Source organism: Methylobacterium sp. 275MFSha3.1 (assembly GCF_900108435.1).
Classification (GTDB): Bacteria; Pseudomonadota; Alphaproteobacteria; order Rhizobiales; family Beijerinckiaceae; genus Methylobacterium.
Genome location: NZ_FNWP01000029.1, coordinates 52,309 through 68,907, shown reverse-complemented (window position 1 = coordinate 68,907; position 16,599 = coordinate 52,309). Strand labels below are relative to the sequence as shown.

Sequence of the window (16,599 nt, the reverse complement as noted above, 5' to 3'; positions counted from 1 at the left end):
CATCTGGGCGCCCATGTTCTCGAACTTGTCGGCGAGCTCGATCTCCTTGGCGACCGTCACACCGTCCTTGGTGATGCGCGGGGCGCCGAAGCTCTTCTCGATCACGACGTTGCGGCCCTTCGGGCCGAGCGTCACCTTCACCGCGTCGGCGAGGATGTCGACGCCGCGCAGCATCTTATCGCGGGCGTCGGCGGAGAAACGAACGTCTTTCGCTGCCATTGTGTGCCTCTTAGCTGGTTGTTGAACCCCAAGGCCGGGACGGCCTCAAAGGGCGATGGCGGGTGACCCGATCAGGCGGCGACGACGCCCATGATGTCGGATTCCTTCATGATCAGGAGGTCCTGGCCGTCAATCTTGACCTCGGTGCCGGACCATTTGCCGAACAGCACACGGTCCCCCGCCTTGACATCGAGCGCGTTGATCTTGCCGGCCTCGTCGCGTGCACCGGGCCCCACAGCGACGACCTCGCCCTCCTGCGGCTTCTCCTTGACCGTATCGGGGATGATGATCCCGCCCTTGGTCTTCTCCTCGCCTTCGATGCGACGGAGCACCACGCGGTCGTGCAGCGGACGGAATTTCATTGTGAGATCCTGATCGTTCCCAAGCGAGATCCAACCGCGGTGATTGGCGCTGTCGCGGGACAGAGACCGGCGAGATTGTTTCGCCGCTTGATCGACCGACTGTTAGCACTCGCCGCATGGAAGTGCTAATCTTATGATGGGACAGCGGGCCCCGCTCATCCGGAAGCCGGGGCAAAACGCCTAAACGGCCCCTTCAGCGAGGGACAGCGGATTCGAACCGCCTGCGTCGATCGACCGATCTCCGCGCCGCGCGGATCAACCTGCGCGATCGTCCGCCCTGATCGGGCCGCTCAAGCAGGACTGTGTTGGAGGATGGCAAGACGATCAGTCAGGCCACCGCTCCGCCGACCAGCGACGATTTCACCGTGAAAAGCAGCTGTCTCGCCTGAAATCGCCAAGAGTTTTGACAATCGAAAATCTGGCCGGTGGCAGACGGATATTTCGTCTCTTTCACACGTTACACTTGTCCGCGCGATGGTCAGTCCCGCCGCTGGCGGACAAGGATCATTGTCATGACAATTCTGATGGCCGTCGCTCTGGCGATTGCGTTGCTCGGCATCGCGCTGACGTCGGCAGCCTACCGGTTTGCACCGGTGTCGAAGCACATAGCGAGCGGGGATATCGTCCTCGTCTGTGGGATCAGCACTGCGGCGTTGGGAAGCCTCGGAGTCCTCCTGCAGATCTTCACCGTCTGACCTGCGGGCTCGTCGAAGCCGCGTTGCCCGTGACCGGGTCGCGCGGCGGGATCCATGTCATGGACGGGAGGCTGCCACCATGCCGACACTGCCCGACGCCTACCTCCGGGACATCCTTGCAAAGGCGGAACAGGAACTCGCCGCGGCCGAGCTGCGCCGGGCCCAGCAGGCACGGATCGTCGCCGGCCCGCTCAATAGCCCGGAGACCCGAGCCGCCGCGGAACTGCTTCTGCGGGAGATCGACCGGACCATCACGTCCATCTGGGCGAACCGCCATTTAATCGAGGTCATCCTGGCCTGATCAAGCCGAGCCGGCAGATATGCCGATGCCGCGTTCATCCCCCCGCCCCTCGGCCAAGCGCGTCTCGTCCGTGCACAACGGCAGGTCGGCGGCTGGGGCCCCGACAATGGCACGGGACCAATCCTCACGATGCGTGTCACGTGCCGTTGCCTTGGGCGGTCATGCTGCCCGCGATCGGACCCTTATTCGAGCCCTCGGCAAAAACGTGGCCTGCACGGCACCGCCCGCCGACACTTCCCGAGGGGGCTGGCGACAAGCGTCAGCTCACGAAACTGCGCCACGGTCTGCCGAGGCGTTCGCCGACAGAGCCATCCGCGGCACGCATCTCCAAGCCACTTCGCTGTCGCTTTCCCAGATCATCGAGCGTCACGATCATCCACGAGACTTGGGCTTTGGGGGTCTGTGCGCTCGAAGCGGAGGGTCAATACCTGAGCTCGCTCCAGCGAAAGCAGACCATCAGCGACCAGGCCCGAAACCACTTCCCCGAATTCGTCCCTGGTAAGGCCACGACTCTTGAAGGACTTCACGATCGTGTCCGCATGCGCCATGACCATCAGATCGCGCTTGATCTCCATCGTCGAGGGGATCGATATTTTGCGCCCAAAACGTTTCTGATTGAGCATGGCGGATCTCCTTGACGACAGCAACGGAAGCTCGAGCACTGAAAACGCCGAGAAAGTTATTTCGTTCAGATCAGCGCCTGTTTCATGTTTTCCGGGATAAAATTACTAATATGCGATAAATCGCCAGATTTATATTTATTTGATCTGGTAAAATATTTTCGACACACCATCTTATGAGAGTCGCCGCATCCTGCGGGCGATCGCCGCGACGCGCGACTGTGTCGTCGGACGGACGCGGGTCCTGTCGCGTGCTGACGTCAGTCAGCAGGTGATGCGCTGAGTTCCCGGCATGGCGAATCTCGGGGACGACCCTCGACATGATGGAGCGGCTCTACGTCGCCAGTCGACCTGGCCACCTGAGCAAACGGTGACGTCATCGGCCGGCGCTTTGGCAGGACAGCGGCCGTCGGCTGTCTGCATGCGCGTGAATTCAGCCCGTCCAGCAAGGAGTGCGTTATGGCTCAACCCAGACTTACAGGCTTGGAGTTCAGCTGGTTCACCAAGTGCCAGATGATGGCGTCAAATTATGCCCAGCACTGGGAGATGGTTCTCGAGCCTGATCTTGGAGGTCTGATTCAGGCCGTCGCCACCGATGCGCGGACCAGCTTCACCGGGCCGCAATCGATGCGTCGCGTCGCCGAACGACTGACGCTCGTTGCGGACTCGCTTGTCGCGGCGAGCGACGATCGGGCTCGCGCTGCTGATTTGCGCCGCGAAGACGGTCGTTGCACGGAAGCGCTGCAATACTTGGCGTCGCAACTGGCGAGCACGGCAGCCAGCGTCGAGGCATGGAAGCATGCGTCCGCCTCCGCGACTGAAACAAGTCAGGCGCCGTCGGCGTGACTGCCAAAGGACTTATAATATCGGTCCCGGAAGATTAATAAACGGTTCTTATCGGAGCATTGAACAGATCAGATGATCGTTTTCAGATCCGATCGCCACAAGTTACAGGTCATGCCATCGGCGAAGGAGCCCAGCCGGTTCGACTGGTCGATCACGCGGGACGACGTGATCGTGCGCCAGTCGGCCCGATCCTTCGATTCGGAGGGCGCTTCGGAGACGAATGGCGATTTAGCCCTTCGTCGGATGACGGTGCGTTGGCAGGGCGCGCGATAGGCGCCGCAACCGCTACGGTCGTGCCTCCAACTGGGTCATCGCTCCGCCGGGCATGTCAGAGGCTTCAACCTGTCCGAGTGAGACCGGCGGGAGCTGCGCCGAGACCGACGCGTCCCGCGTGCCGTATGGCGGCGCCGACTAAGTGCCCAGCCGGCGTCATCCTGCCGACACCGATCGCCTGCCGCGCCGGAAACGGCGGACCGGCGCCTCTTCCCGTGATGGGAAGGGGACTCGCCGTCCCTCGGCAATCGGAAGGCACGCCCCATTCCAGTGAACAGGATCAATCCCATGACAGGCCGTTCAAGAACAGCGTGGCTGCTTCCGACCCTGCTCGGCTCCGCGACCGCGCTGGGAGCGTCCGCCCTCTATGCGGCCGCCCAGGCGAAGCAGGCCGAGCGACGGACGCCACCGATCGGCGCGTTCCTCACCGTGGATGGCGTGCGCCTGCACTACGTCGAGCGGGGGGACGGCGAGCCGCTGGTGCTGATTCACGGCAACGGCATGATGATCCAAGACTTTCTCGTCAGCGGCATCGTCGACGATCTGGCTGAGCGCCACCGCGTCATCATCTTCGACCGACCCGGTTACGGCTACAGCGACCGCCCGCGCGGGCTCTGGACGCCGCGCACTCACGCGACGCTGTTCCAGAAGGCGCTTCAGCAGCTCGCCGTTGCCCAAGCCGTCGTCCTCGGACACTCCTGGGGGGCTTTGGTCGCGGTCGCCCTCGCGCTACAGGCCCCGCAGCTCGTGCGCAGCCTCGTCTTGGCGTCCGGATATTATTACCCGACGCTGCGCGCCGATGTGGTGCTCGCGTCCCCGGTGGCGCTCCCCGGCATCGGGGACCTGATGCGCCACTCGATCTCGCCCGTGATCGGTCGGATCCTGCAGCCCGCCCTGCTCAAGGCCATGTTCGCGCCGGCCGCCGTCACGGAGCGTTTCGACCGAGAGTTTCCGAAGGCCATGATGCTGCGGCCGATCCAGCTGCGGGCGTCAGCAGAGGACGCCGCGTTGATGACGCCGTCGGCGGCCGAGCTTCAGAAGCACTACCGCGATCTGAGGCTCCCGGTGGTGATCATCGTGGGCGGAGCCGATCAGATCGCCGATGTCGATCGGCAGTCGAAGCGCCTGCACGGCGAACTGCCCGACAGTCACCTCATCGTCGTGCCCGGCCTGGGCCACATGATCCAGCATCTGGCGCCAGACGCGGTCATCGCCGCCATCGAGCAAGCTTCGGAGCAGGTTCGCGTCGCCGCCTGAGGAGTGGCCGGTTCGGATCCCGGCGTCGCCGAAGTCGGACTGGCGGTGATGTCACAGAGCCCGCGCGAGGCCTGCTTCCAGAGCGAGTGCGTTGGCCGTCTGTTGCGAGAGGCGGACGCCCGTCGGCTCGACATCGGCATCCCCCTTCACCGCGCGGCGCACGATGGCCAGCGCCTCGTCCTCGGAGGTGGTGATGGCGACGTAGAACATCGCCAATTGCTCGGACAACTCGGCCTCGTCAGGTCGCGTCACCTTGAGGATGAAGGCCGTCTGGTTGGGTTCAATCATCGCCGCGTCGGCCGAATGCGCATTCGTGTTCGTCATCATGGCGTTCAACAAACTTGATTCCAGACTGCCCGCGGCATCTCCGCCGGTCCTGAGAGTCCCGACTGAGAGCCGTCACAGGACGCGCTCTCTGCACGCACTGATCCGACCGGCCGAAACCGATCAGGATGCGTGGGTGAGTTCGCCTTCCCGCACGGCACGCTCGCCGCTGGCGGACCTGATCCGGTAAGTCGGCTCGCCGGAACGGTCGTCCGGCGTGAGGCGAACAACCTCGAAGAGGCCGTCGACGATGCTCTTATTGCCGGCGTAGCTGAGCCCCAGCTGCCGGACATGCTGACCGATCTTGAACTTGTGCGACATGGGTCGTCCTCCTGGGTGACGGGTACTGCAGGCTAAGTCCGACCTACCGACGGGCTCGCGCCTTGCGAGCCGCGAAGCGTGCGTCGCGCGCGGCCTTCTGCTCGGCGGCGAGGTCAGCCTGCCGCGCTGCCTTCTCGGCTATCTGACGGGCGATCTCCGCTTCGGCGCGCTCCTTTGCGGCCAACGCTGCTGCCTCACGGTCAGCCTCGGCGGCCAGCCGAGCGATCTCCCGCTCGCTCGCCCGCACGTCCCGGGCCTGGACGACCGCGTGCCGCGCCGCTTGGCGGGCGAGGACGACCGGATCATCGGCCGCAGGACGAGCCCGGAAGCGGGCCAGCGTAGCCTGCCGCGCTTTGGCCGTCGCTTCGAGACGATCGACGAGCTGGTCTGTTTTGAATTGACCCACGGAAATTCCTTTTTGTCCGCGCCGACTCAGCCAAGGCGGCGAGAAACAGATGAAGCCGCTCCCGAGGGAACGGCTTCGAAAATCGTCGATTGTGCAGCGAGGCTCAGGCGGCCTGAAGGTTGCCGGCCGACTGCTTACCGGTGCGACGGTCGGACTCCATCTCGTAGGAGATCTTCTGACCTTCGGCCAAGTTGCGCATGCCGGCGCGCTCGACGGCGGAGATGTGGACGAACACGTCCTTGCCGCCATCATCCGGCTGGATGAAGCCGAAACCCTTGGTGTCGTTGAACCACTTAACGGTGCCGATGCTCATAGGTATTCCATATCTATACAGGCAAGAAATCGGGCCGAGCGCGCATCACGCGCGCCCGGTCTCTGGTCGTCGAAAATGGGAGAGATGCAGAGCGTTCGCCCTGTTCAGGCGAGACGGCCGGAATATCTGGCCAAAAGTCGATTTATCATCTCTACGCCATCGGCGAAATCATCACAACCATTAATGTGGCTCGGACAAAAATTAGCGCCCCGCGCCGCGATATCGTGCGCGCCAGAGAAGACTAAAACCGGCGACAGGATCATTGATCTGCAGCTGTCCGACCGCGGTAGAACTCGGGCTTCTGGCGCATCGCAGCGTCGCGCCGGAAGATCATCGGTCCCGCGGCCGTGGAGCCTTCCCATCCTGCCGCAGACACCGTCCACCCGCGAGACAAGGCAACCTTACACAACGTCCCGCGTTGGCAAACATCCATCCCACTGAATATCTGAGGCGCGGTCTTCGATGAGAAGACGCGAAGCAAGAGCGCATGTCGTTCGTCAAAAAAACCTTACCCAGCCGAGCCGCCACGCACATCGATATCAATGATCGGGTCGTTCGAGCCGCGTGGGCCGAACGCTTCGCGATTACGGAGGGGCAGCTGCGCAAGGCGGCGAGACTGGTGGGTTCCCGCATCACGACCCTCACGAGTCATCTTGGCGGGCCGTGCTCATGACGGCCCTCACCACGCGCCAGAGGGCTCCGTTAGCCCCGAACCAGCTCGGCATCCTGATCGTCGACGACGATCCGGTGCAGCTGATGGACATGGCCGGGGCGCTGACCGACGCTGGACTCATCGTGTTCGAGGCTTGCAACTCCGAGCAGGCGGTCGACCTTCTCTCGACCCGTACCGACGTGCGCGTCCTGATCAGCGACGTCGATATGCCCGGCAGCGAATTGAACGGGTATCAGTTGGCGAAGCTCGTCGCGGCGCGGTGGCCCGAGATCAGGCTGCTGGTGCTGTCCGGTCGGAACAATCCCAAGGGCACCGATCTGCCGGACGGAGCACGTTTCGTATCCAAGCCGTGCGCGCTCCATGCGCTCACCGGCAACATCTTCGATCTCCTGTCCGAACAGGGCGGCGGCATCTAGGCCGGTGTGGCCGACACTGCTGCGCGGAGCGGCCGGTCTCAGGCCACCAACGCCAGGGCCGTCGCCGAGACCTCGTTCAGACTGAACGGCTTGGGAAAAAACCGCGCCTTGTCGGGCAGGGTTCTCGGCCGGAACGCGAGTGGGCCGGAGCAGACCATCACGGCGGTCTCCGGCCAACGCTCCGCGATCAGCTGCGCCAAGCGAATGCCGTCGACCCGACCGGGCATGCGCACGTCGGTGAACACCAGCTGGATCGTCGGGAGTCTACCAAGCAGGTGCAGGGCCATGTCGCCAGTCCAGGCCTCGATCACGTCGAAGCCTGCATCGGCGAAGACATCCATGGTCTCCATCCGCGTGATGTTTTCATCCTCGACGATCAGCGCGGTTGGCTTCGAAATGATTTTGTTCATGGCTTAGAGCAAGCACGCGGAACGGTTTTCGTTCAATCTGAAATCTCCGTCTTTTCTTGAAACCCTGCGACGGGCGCCACGAGATCACACGTGACGCCGCTCGGCTGGTACACCAGCCTCACGGTCCCACCGATGGTCCCGGCGAGACCGCGCTCGATCAGACGGGTTCCGAAGCCCGTGCGCGACGGTGTCGAGACCGGCGGCCCGCCCGATTCAGTCCAGCACAGCCGCAGCTGCGGATCGTCGCCCGCCGCCTCGATCTGCCAGCGGATGCCGATGTGCCCGGCCTCGGTCGAGAGCGCCCCGTACTTGGCAGCGTTCGTCGCCAATTCGTGGATCATGAGCGCGAGAGCCAGCGCGGCCTTGGGGCCGATCTCGAGCGGCGGTCCCTCGATCCGGAACCGCCCCGCCTGCTGGTTGTCGTGCAGAGCCAGCGCCCCCCGGATGACGGCCTCCATCCCGGCCTGCTCGGTGTTGCTCGCCAGGAGAATGTCGTGGGCCTTGCCGAGGGCGATCAGGCGCTGCAGCAGGGCGTCGCGCGCGCTGTCCAAGCTGGCGGCGTTGCGCAGGGTCTGCGCCGCGATGGCCTGGACGATGGCAAGGGTGTTCTTCAGCCGATGGCTGAGTTCATGGTTGAGCAGGCTCTGGTGCTGGTCCGCCGCCGCCCGCGCGCTGTTGTCCAGCATGACGCCTGTCATGCGCATGACGCGTCCGGCCTTGCTTCGGACCAGGAACGCCTGATTGAGCACGTCGGCATACGTGCCGTCCGCGCGCTGAAACCGGTACGCGTCGGCCCAACGCGGGCCCACCTCGGTAGCGCTGAGGACCTTCTGACGGACGCGCTCCCGATCCTCCGGATGAATGTGCTCAAACCACCATGCGGCCGTCGGTGTGACGGTCGAGGCCACGTAGCCGTAGACGCGGGTGAGGGCATCGTCCCAGTGAAAGGTATCGCCCTCGCGATCCCAATCCCACATCACATCCGTCGTGGCGCGCGAGGAAAGCCGGAAGCGCTCCTCGCTGATCTGCAGCGCGTCGCGCGCCTCGTCGGAGGTGGTGAGCGCGCGATCCCGTTCCCGGATGGCCCGCCGCAACTCGAGCTGGGTCATCACCTGACGGGCGAGCGCCTGCAGGCCGGACGCCTGTTGCGGGGTGAGGCCCTCCGGCCGGGGCTCGTTGTCGATCACGCACAGCGTGCCGATCGCGATCCCGTTGGTCGCCGTCAGCACGGCGCCCGCGTAGAAGCGGATGAACGGCTCTCCGGTCACCAGCGTGTTGTCACGGGTGCGGAGGTCCTGCGTCAGGTCCGGGATGATGAGGATATCCCGCTCGGCGAGGGCGTGGGCACAGACGGATTGGCTGAGCGGCGTCTCGCAGGGGGCAAACCCGATCCGGGCCTTGAACCACTGGCGGTCGCTGGCCACGAAGCTGATGAGGCCGACGGGCGTATCGCAGATCTGGGTGGCGAGGGCGACGAGATCGTCGAAGCCGGGCTCCGCGGGCGACTGGAGGATGTCGTAGCCGCTCAAAGCGGCTTTTCGCGCATGCCCGGCTGGGTCATTCATCGCATTGGTGTGTGCAGGGGTGATGAGTACCCGTAGCCAGAAGTTGCGATCTACGCCACCCGGCAATCGTCACCCGCTCATCGTGGCGCCAGCTACGGCCCGCTCGGAACGGAATTGGCGCCTCGGGCATCCGAATGCCGCAGGCGGTTGGGGCCGTGATCCTGCGATCTGCGCCGATCCGGCGCGGCGGCTTTCCGAGGCCGGGCAAGGCGGGCATGATAGGCCCGCGCCGAGCTGCTATCCATCGACACTGACCTGCACGGGCATGTCTAGTGGTCAAAACCTAACGGTTGAGTCCGTCCCGGGTTTCGGTTTGGGCTGTGTCCTGCGAGTCTGGCGGGATGCACAGCGGCATCTCCTTCTCGCTTTCTGCTTCGGATCGCCTTCGACTGGACGCCCTCGTGGCTGACCGGAATACGCCGCAGAAGCATGTCTGGCGCGCTCGCATCGTGCTGCTGAGCGCCGATGGGCTCGGGACGCACGCGATCATGCGTGAGGCGGCCGTGTCCAAGACCGCGGTCTGGCGCTGGCAGGAGCGCTTCGCGCGAGAGGGTCTCGCTGGGCTCCTTCGCGACAAGACACGGCCAGCCCGCATCCCGCCGCTCGGCCCGGAGGTTGCGGCGCGCGTGGTGGCCCTGACCCTGGCTGATCCGCCCGGCGAGACCACGCATTGGACGGCAGCTGCCATGGCCCAGGCCACATCCATCAGCGTCTCGTCGGTGCAGCGGATCTGGCGCGGGCATGGCCTGCAGCCGCATCAGGCGCGGCAGTTCAAGCTCTCCAACGACCCGGCCTTCGCCGCCAAATTGCGCGATGTGGTCGGGCTCTACGTCGATCCACCAGCTCATGCCGTGGTGCTCTCCGTCGACGAGAAGTCGCAGATCCAGGCGCTGGCCCGAACGCAGGACCCGTTGCCGATGAAGCCGGGGCAGCCCACGACGCGCACCCACGACTACAAGCGCCACGGCACCACGACCTTGTTTGCCGCCCAGGACGTCCCACGGCGTGTCATCGCTTGAGCCAGTCGAGGGCTGCGGCGAGGGAGAGGACGCCTATGAAGCTGGCGGCGGTTTTCTCGTAACGGGTTGCGACGGCTCGCCATTCCTTAAGCCTGGCCCAGAGGCGCTCGATCTGATTGCGGTTGTTGTAGATCCAGTCCGGACAGGCGACGGGGGTCGTCGAAGCGTTGCACGGCCCCGATCCAGTCGCGAATGCCACAATGCTGCACGGCCCGAGCTACCAGGCCGGTGCCGGTGCTCGCCAGCTCAGGTGTCACGGTCTGGCCGGAGAAGAAGGTCTGGTCGAAGAACTGCCGGGCCTCGTCCACCATCCGGGCAGCGACGGTGGAGCTACCGACCTCCAGAAGCTGGTCGAGCTGGATCGGGATGCGAGAGCGCCGACGCGGCGCTGAGTTTTGCAACACCGGCGCACCAAGCGCTCATTATCTCGACATGGCGCCCTGGCTTCGGCCGGGGCGCCTTTCATCGTTTCAAGCGCTCCGAACTGCGCGGTCTCTCGCGCGGAGACCGATCCCCAAGCGTAGACCCTCTCAAACCACCCGGCTCGGGCCGCGGCGGTTTTTTCGTGCGCTGGGCCGCCGCTTGCGACGCCCGAGCTCCTCCCGACTTCAGCCTCGCCGGTACCCCCGCGCGAGGCTCTCTCGTTTCATGGTTTGCGGCTGCCCGCGCCCTGCCGGCGCTGGCCTACCTCTTAGATCAGCGAAGCCGCACCGCGGGCAGTCACGGCCTAAAATGCTGTGACAGAACTTCAGCCTCTTGAATGAGGCGGACATGTCGTGCCGCATCCACCTTGATGCGTCGATTTAACCAAGCAGCTGATCTTAGAACCGGTCAATATCCAAAGCTATCTGATATTATCTCGTAGATACGCCATCGGTGTTTCTGCGTGGGTCTCCGCCCAGTTCGCAGGAGGCATCATTGGACGACGCTACATCAACCTTGGCTCCCGATCAGAGCAACCTAATCGAGCTCACGGCCGATATCGTGTCCGCTTCCGTCTCGAAAAACTCTGTGCCTACATCCGAAATGCCGGCGCTTCTGTCCGCGATCCACGGCGCGCTCAGTGGATTGAGTAACCCCGCTACCCCGGCTGAGTCTAAGGTCGACCGTGCCACTCCGAGCCAGATCCGGAAGTCGATCATGCACGACGCGCTGATCAGCTTCGAAGACGGCCGACTGTACAAGACCCTGAAACGGCATCTGAGGGGAGTGGGCCTCACCCCGGACGAGTACCGGGCGAAGTGGGGCCTGCCGGTCGACTACCCGATGACCGCCCCGAGCTACTTCGAGATGCGCTTGGCCCTGGCAAAGAACACTGACCTCGGCAACCTGCGCCGGAACGCAGCCCCCAAGGTGGCGGAGGTCGCAGAGACGATCACCGAGGCGCCCAAGGCCCGAGGCCGGAAGAAGGTGGTCGAGTCGGCGTCTGCACCGGCCGAGAAGCCCACGCGCCCCCGCAAGCCGAAGAAGGCTGCTGTTGCGGCCGAGTGAGGCAGCTCGGCGTGGGGGTTGTTCATTCACCCTTTGGCCGCCACCATCTCCTCGGGCGTCCGTCTCAACAGCCGACGCCAAGCCGGGGGTGCCGCGTTGACACTACGGCCTCTGGTGAGAAGCCCGCCCGGTTCGCCGCGGCGGGCTTTTTCGTGGGCCGAGCGCTGATGCAGGCTTCTCGGCTCATCTCGGCACGCGCCGCGGCGATCGAGCCTACAGTCAAAATTGCGCGCAATTGATATAGGTTGTACACAACCGACTAAGCGGCATGCTTCGAGCTGGCGAAATTTCGGAGGCTTGGACGTGGAACCGCATGACTTTTCCAGGGCGAACGACGACAGCGAGAGACGTCTGGCTCCCGCATCTGACGCTGTGACCGACCTAATCGTCGCTTTGTCGATCTGCGCGACTTCGCTTAACCAGCTGGCCGACGAAGTAGTCCGGTGTGCGGCGTGTACGAACGATCCTGATCAGCGAGAAGACCTGTGGGCGGCCGCACGAGGCCAACGGATCCAGGTCCTCGAGGTACAGGGCATGCTCGCGGCTCTGACCAAAGCCTTCACCGAAAGCTACGTCGGCCACGAAGGTTCATAGGCGATGGTGGCCTGCGGACGGAGCTTTCCGTGGCATTGGCTGCGGCCTACCGTCGGTCATCGTGAACCCAGGCGGCTGTGCGTATCGTCTCCGCACGTCGAACCGTTCTCGATACTCCAGGTTTGCCGCGTGGGGGATCAGACCACGGAGGCGTGAGTGTCACGCTACTTCATCAGCACCACCAACGGCCACGAAGTCGAGGACGACGAGGGCGTCGAGCTATCCGGCCGCGGGGCATTACGCGCCCTGCTGGGGAGGACACTGACGGCGATCCTCCACGACGAATGCGCGATCGACGGGTCGAAAGAGTGCAGCGCCCGAGCCTACGACGAAGACGGCAAGCTCGTGATGCGGGCGCGGGCTACCATCGACATCACAGATCAGTAGGCCACCCCGGTTCAAGGCTGGTGAGATCGGACGCTCCCCGCCCAGTGAGCAGATCGGGGCGGGGCCGAGCGGACAATACGCGGTTAGCCGCGCGCACCTCGCCATCCGGCCGCCTTCGCCTCGTCCTCGCTGCAGAACATGCGCTCGCCGGAGCCCGTGGTGATCACGGTCCGGTCGTAATCCCTCGTCCCGGGCAGGTGGTAGATCTTGTCGCCCTTGCGCGAGATGTTGCCCTTGATCGCACAGGCGGTCTGTACGGGCGCCGGAGCAGCGGCCGGGAGTTTCTCCATCTCCGGCCGGGTCTCCACGCCGCCGGCGCGCTTGGCGCGCCTCCAGTCCGACGGTGGATCGAAGGTGCCGGCCCAAAGGCCGCGCTTCAGCGCCCTCGCGGTGGTCTCGACCCCGACGTAGTCGCGGGAGTAACGCTGGTAGGCCGTGGCGTAGCCCTGGCTCGCCATCCAGGCGTTCAGGTCTTCGTCGCCTTTCCGGCATATCGCAACGGTTCGGCCATACCGATCAGTATCGCGCGGCTCACAGGAGATAATCGCCTCGCCGATCTGGCGAGCCAGGGCGAGCGCCGCCACTTGCCCGCACCGGTAGGACTTGCCGGCAGCGTCCTGACAAAGCTGAGCACTCTCCGGCGCGTCGATGCCGTGCAGGCGGACCCGAGTGCTGCGGATCACCACCGTGTCACCGTCCGTGACGGAAGCACGGCCTACGATCGGCTCCGCCGCCAGAACCGGACCGGAGAGTAAAACGAGGACGGCGAGAGCGTGGCGCATCGCTTTGGGATAGCTCATTCGCAGCTTCCGGCAACCTCTTCCGCGAGGTCGTGCAGAGCCATAGGCGGCAGATGGCGGAGGTGGAGCAGCTTGCGCATCCGGCCGCACCCCCGCAATGGTTATGTAGCTTTGGAGCCGGCCTTCCTGCTGATAGACTCCTCGTCCGCAATGGCCCGATCTATAGCTTCGATTTCGGCCTGCACATTTTTGATGCTTTCCTGCTGATCCACGATTTTTCGGCGGTTCATCACCATCTGGTCGCGCAGCTCTTTTAAGGCGTCAACCGGACTCAGCATGACGTTCCTCCTTTTGACGCGCGGAGATTTGCGGGTGAGCTTACCTTCCCAACAAAATTGCTTTCCTTGAGGTTCATATCTCGCGTCAACTTCGATTATCTGAAACTCATGGTTCGCTCTCCAAAATTCGCTCGTCTTAACTCTATTTCGTCACAGATATTATTGTCATTTACTTGCGATGATCCCTTCTTAGAACTCGGCGCCACCAATTGTCCGCGAGCATTGAGCGACATGCGGGGCATTGCAAAACACCTTTTATTGCCTGACATTATAAATATGGTATCTAGGCGATCATATTGCGACTACCGAGACTCATGAGATTTTTTGTAAAGCCATAGCCAGCCTCAGATTGACGATGGGCCGCTGACTGCTCTATTGGGTCTGAAAGCATCAACGTGCCCGCACCTCAGCAGAGCGCGGCCCGGCAGGATAGCTGCCAGCGAACGCATCGCACCAATACTAGCGGTGTCCTATTTCGCGACATCGTGCAGAAATACGGGCCTAAATGGCGAAGTCGGATTGTGGCCTTCGGAACCGATCGCCCGCTCGCGTGTCTTCCTATTACCTAAGTACCGACCCATCACAGCCCACCCGGCCTAACGCCGCGGTGGGCTTCTTGTCTTATCTTCATCAGGAGAATGGCTTTGATACGTTTCACGGTCTCATATACAAACAGAACAGGCGCAGTAATCACAAAACATAACACGACCCAGTCAGCGTACGAAGAAGCTCGCGAGTATATCCGCAAGGGCTACCATGATGTGATGCTAACTGATCTCGCAACTGGTTCGAGAAGCAGTTCGGCGCTCATCAAAAAAGACCTTGAACGCGTCGACGAGTTTTATCGCGAGGCGCTGTAGATCGAATGCTCTGTCGCTGTCCCGCTGACGGCCAACTGCCGGCGCGAGCAAGGGATTTTTGAAGGGTCAGAACGGATTAAATATTTCACACAGGCTCCGGCTGACGGAGGGAGTCATGGATCTGCGCCAATCGCCGCCACTGAAGGCAATTTCTAAGAGGGCTCACGCGCGCTATCGGGCGCCCTAAAGATGGGCACCTCCAATTACCTCGATGAGGGCGGTCTCTTGGTGGGATCAGCGAAATGCCGAGCGCTTTGGCGATCCGATGCTATCCTCACGCTGGTCCCGGTCGGGGCAAAAAGCCCTCGATCCCGGCCCTCAGGCGGTCTTCGTCCGGGATCCGTTGAGCCAGACCGCCCGATTCATGTTGTAGATCAGATTGGCCAGTCCGATCTTCATCCGGGCTCTCGCCAAGCCAACCGTGCGCACCACGAGCCCATCGGCCCCTTCTGCCGAGCGAAGACGTGCTCGATGGCGACGCGGACCTTCGACTTTTCGCCGTTGGCCCGGGCGATGTTCCTCGCCATCGGCTTGCCCGGCGGCTTCTTGCGATGGATGCGGGAGCGAAAGCCGTTGCCCGCCAAGTGTGCCTCGTTGGCCTTCGAGCGGTAGGCCGTATCGGCCCAGACGTCGCTGGCGGTATTGGCCTTCGAGAGGAGACTGGGCAGCTGCGCCCCGTCGTGGCGGGCCGCGTCGGTAGCGGTCCAGGTTCGGATCAGCCCATGGCGGCGATCGATGCCGACGTGGTTCTTGTAGCCGAAGGTCGGCACCGCGAGGTCGATCCGCTTCGACCCATATTCAGCCGGCTTGGCCTTCGACCATTTGATCGTCCAGCGCGTCGCGGTCCTTCTGGGCGAGCCTGGCCGGCTTGGCCTTCCAGGCGTCGGGCACACGGCCGGCCTTCAGATCCGCCCTCTCGGCTTCCGTGTTGCGCTGCTTGGGTGCGGCCACCACGGTCGCGTCGACGATCAGCCCACCCATCGCTAGGAAACCGGCGTGCCGCAGGGCCGTGTCGTAGGCTGAAAACAGCACTGCGATGGCCGGCTTCCCCGCAATCTCGGCCCGGGTGAGCGCCTCGCGGAACGTCCAGATCGTGTTGGCGTCGGGCACCGAGTCGGACAACCCGAGCCCGAGGAAGCGCATGAACGACAGCCGGTCCTTGATCAGGAACTCCGTGCGCTCGTCCGACAGCGAGTGGCTGGCCTGGAGGATCAGCACCTTGAACATGAAGACCAGATCGAACGGTGGGCGACCGCCCTTCGACCCGTCTGAGCGGGGCACGGCACAGGCGAGGTCGTCCCGGAATAGCTCGAAATCGACGATGCGGGTCAACCGCTCCAGCGCGTCGCCCTTGGCCGAGAGTGATCCTCCCTCGGCATCGCGGACACCTCTGATACGCTCATGCTGAGCGGGGAAGGTGTCGGATGACCGAGCCGCGGTTTACACAAGTTTGCCGCATCTAGAAATTGAGAGCATGATCGCCCGTCAAGCCCAAAGTTGATCGACGCTTCGGCGTGCTGCGAAGTTTGGAACGCCTATGAATGACCGCCTCCATCTAGCAGATCGGAGCCTTGAGGTTGCCCGCGAATTGCGTGCGGCGGCCGAGGAAACAAGGCGGACGCTGGATGCATCGCGTGAGCTCGTCCGGCGCTCACGGGTTCAGTCGAACTCCATGGCTGGCTCAGCGACGCTCAGCGACGACGTTGCGCCCTCGCAGTATCTCGTGGAGTGCCTCATCGACGCCTACGAGGCCGCGAAAGATGAGCCCGACGTACTGACCCGCAACCTCCTCGGTCAGGTGCTCCATCATGTCGGTTGTCGCATCGCGAGAGCGTTTGGACCAAAGGCGGTCGGGCTCGCAACGCATTGATCGACGGCCCGCAAGCGCCAGTGGAGGTGCCAGATGAACGGCGACGATCCGCAGGCCGGCTGTGACACTGACGCACTGGACCGCATTGCGCAGGCCCTGGGCGTTCCCGTCGCGGCTTTCCTCGCAGACAAACCGGATGAGGCCCCCAACGTCGCAAATGCGGTGATGGCAATGGGTGATCCGGCTCACGTTGTGACGTTGCTGCGCCTGTTCGCGCGGCTGAAGAGTCCCGAAGCGCGGGCCCGCTGCCTAGCCTACGTCGTGCAGGAGGCCACGCGGGACGACTGATCCGCGCGGTT

Annotated in this window: 22 protein-coding genes and 3 pseudogenes; 11 read left to right on the top strand and 14 right to left on the bottom strand. The window is 63.6% G+C overall.

All coding sequences use genetic code 11. The features are described from left to right. Both BLW78_RS26550 and groES read right to left on the bottom strand, forming a co-directional pair. Positions 1 to 219: TCP-1/cpn60 chaperonin family protein (locus BLW78_RS26550; RefSeq protein ID WP_280142462.1), on the bottom strand; the 219-nt coding region annotated here is incomplete at its 3' end. A gap of 71 nt (positions 220 to 290) precedes the next feature. Continuing rightward, positions 291 to 581 carry a co-chaperone GroES gene (groES, locus tag BLW78_RS26545; RefSeq protein ID WP_091683112.1) on the bottom strand — a complete coding sequence of 97 codons (291 nt, stop codon included), beginning with the start codon at positions 579 to 581 and terminating at the stop codon, positions 291 to 293. A gap of 512 nt (positions 582 to 1,093) precedes the next feature. Between groES and BLW78_RS26540 the strand changes: the two genes are divergently transcribed. Further along, a complete protein-coding gene (locus BLW78_RS26540; protein WP_020096511.1) occupies positions 1,094 to 1,276 on the top strand; it encodes a hypothetical protein in 183 nt (60 codons plus the stop codon). A gap of 79 nt (positions 1,277 to 1,355) precedes the next feature. After that, a complete protein-coding gene (locus BLW78_RS26535) occupies positions 1,356 to 1,577 on the top strand; it encodes a hypothetical protein (RefSeq protein WP_091683110.1) in 222 nt (73 codons plus the stop codon). 356 nt (positions 1,578 to 1,933) lie between these two features. Here BLW78_RS26535 and BLW78_RS26530 read toward each other — a convergent pair whose 3' ends face one another. Further along, positions 1,934 to 2,200 carry a hypothetical protein gene (locus tag BLW78_RS26530; protein WP_091683109.1) on the bottom strand — a complete coding sequence of 89 codons (267 nt, stop codon included), beginning with the start codon at positions 2,198 to 2,200 and terminating at the stop codon, positions 1,934 to 1,936. A 456-nt stretch (positions 2,201 to 2,656) separates the two neighbouring features. On the opposite strand from BLW78_RS26530, the gene BLW78_RS26525 reads away from it, so the two are divergent. Continuing rightward, the gene (locus BLW78_RS26525; RefSeq protein WP_139215746.1) at positions 2,657 to 3,043 is read left to right on the top strand and encodes a hypothetical protein; all 387 of its coding nucleotides are present in this window, start codon (positions 2,657 to 2,659) and stop codon (positions 3,041 to 3,043) included. A gap of 561 nt (positions 3,044 to 3,604) precedes the next feature. Beyond that, a complete protein-coding gene (locus BLW78_RS26515; protein ID WP_091683104.1) occupies positions 3,605 to 4,573 on the top strand; it encodes an alpha/beta fold hydrolase in 969 nt (322 codons plus the stop codon). 51 nt (positions 4,574 to 4,624) lie between these two features. On the opposite strand, the gene BLW78_RS26510 is transcribed toward BLW78_RS26515, so the two are convergent. The 4 genes from BLW78_RS26510 to BLW78_RS26495 all read right to left on the bottom strand — a co-directional run bounded on the left by BLW78_RS26510 (position 4,625) and on the right by BLW78_RS26495 (position 5,937). Continuing rightward, a complete protein-coding gene (locus BLW78_RS26510) occupies positions 4,625 to 4,900 on the bottom strand; it encodes a hypothetical protein (protein WP_244527069.1) in 276 nt (91 codons plus the stop codon). Positions 4,901 to 5,020: 120 nt separating this feature from the next. Further along, entirely contained in the window at positions 5,021 to 5,218 is a 198-nt protein-coding gene (locus BLW78_RS26505; protein ID WP_056521132.1) for a hypothetical protein, read from the bottom strand. A gap of 43 nt (positions 5,219 to 5,261) precedes the next feature. After that, complete coding sequence (locus tag BLW78_RS26500; RefSeq protein WP_091683103.1) at positions 5,262 to 5,624, bottom strand: DUF6481 family protein; 363 nt, start codon at positions 5,622 to 5,624, stop codon at positions 5,262 to 5,264. Between the two features lie 103 nt (positions 5,625 to 5,727). After that, complete coding sequence (locus BLW78_RS26495; protein WP_056521128.1) at positions 5,728 to 5,937, bottom strand: cold-shock protein; 210 nt, start codon at positions 5,935 to 5,937, stop codon at positions 5,728 to 5,730. 487 nt (positions 5,938 to 6,424) lie between these two features. Between BLW78_RS26495 and BLW78_RS26490 the strand changes: the two genes are divergently transcribed. Further along, positions 6,425 to 6,610, top strand: a complete 186-nt coding sequence (locus tag BLW78_RS26490; RefSeq protein ID WP_091683101.1) for a DUF3606 domain-containing protein — start codon at positions 6,425 to 6,427, stop codon at positions 6,608 to 6,610. After that, entirely contained in the window at positions 6,607 to 7,026 is a 420-nt protein-coding gene (locus BLW78_RS26485) for a response regulator (RefSeq protein WP_091683100.1), read from the top strand. Before BLW78_RS26490 ends, BLW78_RS26485 begins: the two co-directional genes overlap by 4 nt. 38 nt (positions 7,027 to 7,064) lie before the next feature. On the opposite strand, the gene BLW78_RS26480 is transcribed toward BLW78_RS26485, so the two are convergent. Together BLW78_RS26480 and BLW78_RS26475 are read right to left on the bottom strand one after the other, a co-directional pair. Further along, positions 7,065 to 7,436, bottom strand: a complete 372-nt coding sequence (locus BLW78_RS26480) for a response regulator (RefSeq protein WP_056521122.1) — start codon at positions 7,434 to 7,436, stop codon at positions 7,065 to 7,067. Between the two features lie 32 nt (positions 7,437 to 7,468). Then, on the bottom strand, positions 7,469 to 8,965 hold the full coding sequence (locus BLW78_RS26475; RefSeq protein ID WP_170855256.1) for a sensor histidine kinase: 1,497 nt from the start codon (positions 8,963 to 8,965) through the stop codon (positions 7,469 to 7,471). 377 nt (positions 8,966 to 9,342) lie between these two features. Between BLW78_RS26475 and BLW78_RS26470 the strand changes: the two are divergent. Then, positions 9,343 to 9,999: pseudogene (locus tag BLW78_RS26470) on the top strand (IS630 family transposase); the annotation flags it as partial. A 10-nt stretch (positions 10,000 to 10,009) separates the two neighbouring features. On the opposite strand, the pseudogene BLW78_RS26465 reads toward BLW78_RS26470, so the two are convergent. Further along, positions 10,010 to 10,174: pseudogene (locus BLW78_RS26465) on the bottom strand (transposase); the annotation flags it as partial. Next, positions 10,107 to 10,421: a hypothetical protein gene (locus BLW78_RS31870; protein WP_244527070.1), complete on the bottom strand. Its 315-nt coding sequence runs from the start codon at positions 10,419 to 10,421 to the stop codon at positions 10,107 to 10,109. The gene BLW78_RS31870 and the pseudogene BLW78_RS26465, both read right to left, overlap by 68 nt. A 475-nt stretch (positions 10,422 to 10,896) precedes the next feature. Between BLW78_RS31870 and BLW78_RS26455 the strand changes: the two genes are divergently transcribed. Then, complete coding sequence (locus tag BLW78_RS26455) at positions 10,897 to 11,511, top strand: Ros/MucR family transcriptional regulator (RefSeq protein WP_348272471.1); 615 nt, start codon at positions 10,897 to 10,899, stop codon at positions 11,509 to 11,511. A gap of 750 nt (positions 11,512 to 12,261) precedes the next feature. Then, a complete protein-coding gene (locus BLW78_RS26450; protein WP_091683094.1) occupies positions 12,262 to 12,492 on the top strand; it encodes a DUF6894 family protein in 231 nt (76 codons plus the stop codon). Between the two features lie 83 nt (positions 12,493 to 12,575). Here BLW78_RS26450 and BLW78_RS26445 read toward each other — a convergent pair whose 3' ends face one another. The 3 genes and pseudogenes from BLW78_RS26445 to BLW78_RS26440 all read right to left on the bottom strand — a co-directional run bounded on the left by BLW78_RS26445 (position 12,576) and on the right by BLW78_RS26440 (position 15,825). Then, positions 12,576 to 13,292 (bottom strand): thermonuclease family protein, encoded by a 717-nt coding sequence (locus tag BLW78_RS26445; RefSeq protein ID WP_244527068.1) that lies wholly within the window; start codon positions 13,290 to 13,292, stop codon positions 12,576 to 12,578. Positions 13,293 to 13,393: 101 nt separating this feature from the next. After that, on the bottom strand, positions 13,394 to 13,570 hold the full coding sequence (locus BLW78_RS31530; protein WP_170855255.1) for a hypothetical protein: 177 nt from the start codon (positions 13,568 to 13,570) through the stop codon (positions 13,394 to 13,396). A 1,178-nt stretch (positions 13,571 to 14,748) separates the two neighbouring features. Continuing rightward, positions 14,749 to 15,825 (bottom strand): annotated as a pseudogene (locus BLW78_RS26440) (IS5 family transposase). Positions 15,826 to 15,967: 142 nt separating this feature from the next. On the opposite strand from BLW78_RS26440, the gene BLW78_RS31090 reads away from it, so the two are divergent. After that, a complete protein-coding gene (locus BLW78_RS31090) occupies positions 15,968 to 16,300 on the top strand; it encodes a hypothetical protein (protein ID WP_139215730.1) in 333 nt (110 codons plus the stop codon). Positions 16,301 to 16,333: 33 nt separating this feature from the next. After that, positions 16,334 to 16,588: a hypothetical protein gene (locus tag BLW78_RS26435; protein ID WP_091683092.1), complete on the top strand. Its 255-nt coding sequence runs from the start codon at positions 16,334 to 16,336 to the stop codon at positions 16,586 to 16,588. Positions 16,589 to 16,599: the final 11 nt, after the last annotated feature.

Excerpts from the sequence above, each read along its gene's own strand:
- groES (WP_091683112.1), bottom strand. The coding sequence starts at position 581 with ATGAAATTCCGTCCGCTGCACGACCGCGTGGTGCTCCGTCGCATCGAA.
- BLW78_RS26540 (WP_020096511.1), top strand. The coding sequence starts at position 1,094 with ATGACAATTCTGATGGCCGTCGCTCTGGCGATTGCGTTGCTCGGCATC.
- BLW78_RS26535 (WP_091683110.1), top strand. The coding sequence starts at position 1,356 with ATGCCGACACTGCCCGACGCCTACCTCCGGGACATCCTTGCAAAGGCG.
- BLW78_RS26530 (WP_091683109.1), bottom strand. The coding sequence starts at position 2,200 with ATGCTCAATCAGAAACGTTTTGGGCGCAAAATATCGATCCCCTCGACG.
- BLW78_RS26525 (WP_139215746.1), top strand. The coding sequence starts at position 2,657 with ATGGCTCAACCCAGACTTACAGGCTTGGAGTTCAGCTGGTTCACCAAG.
- BLW78_RS26515 (WP_091683104.1), top strand. The coding sequence starts at position 3,605 with ATGACAGGCCGTTCAAGAACAGCGTGGCTGCTTCCGACCCTGCTCGGC.
- BLW78_RS26510 (WP_244527069.1), bottom strand. The coding sequence starts at position 4,900 with ATGATGACGAACACGAATGCGCATTCGGCCGACGCGGCGATGATTGAA.
- BLW78_RS26505 (WP_056521132.1), bottom strand. The coding sequence starts at position 5,218 with ATGTCGCACAAGTTCAAGATCGGTCAGCATGTCCGGCAGCTGGGGCTC.
- BLW78_RS26495 (WP_056521128.1), bottom strand. The coding sequence starts at position 5,937 with ATGAGCATCGGCACCGTTAAGTGGTTCAACGACACCAAGGGTTTCGGC.
- BLW78_RS26490 (WP_091683101.1), top strand. The coding sequence starts at position 6,425 with ATGTCGTTCGTCAAAAAAACCTTACCCAGCCGAGCCGCCACGCACATC.
- BLW78_RS26485 (WP_091683100.1), top strand. The coding sequence starts at position 6,607 with ATGACGGCCCTCACCACGCGCCAGAGGGCTCCGTTAGCCCCGAACCAG.
- BLW78_RS26480 (WP_056521122.1), bottom strand. The coding sequence starts at position 7,436 with ATGAACAAAATCATTTCGAAGCCAACCGCGCTGATCGTCGAGGATGAA.
- BLW78_RS26445 (WP_244527068.1), bottom strand. The coding sequence starts at position 13,292 with ATGAGCTATCCCAAAGCGATGCGCCACGCTCTCGCCGTCCTCGTTTTA.
- BLW78_RS31530 (WP_170855255.1), bottom strand. The coding sequence starts at position 13,570 with ATGCTGAGTCCGGTTGACGCCTTAAAAGAGCTGCGCGACCAGATGGTG.
- BLW78_RS31090 (WP_139215730.1), top strand. The coding sequence starts at position 15,968 with ATGAATGACCGCCTCCATCTAGCAGATCGGAGCCTTGAGGTTGCCCGC.
- BLW78_RS26435 (WP_091683092.1), top strand. The coding sequence starts at position 16,334 with ATGAACGGCGACGATCCGCAGGCCGGCTGTGACACTGACGCACTGGAC.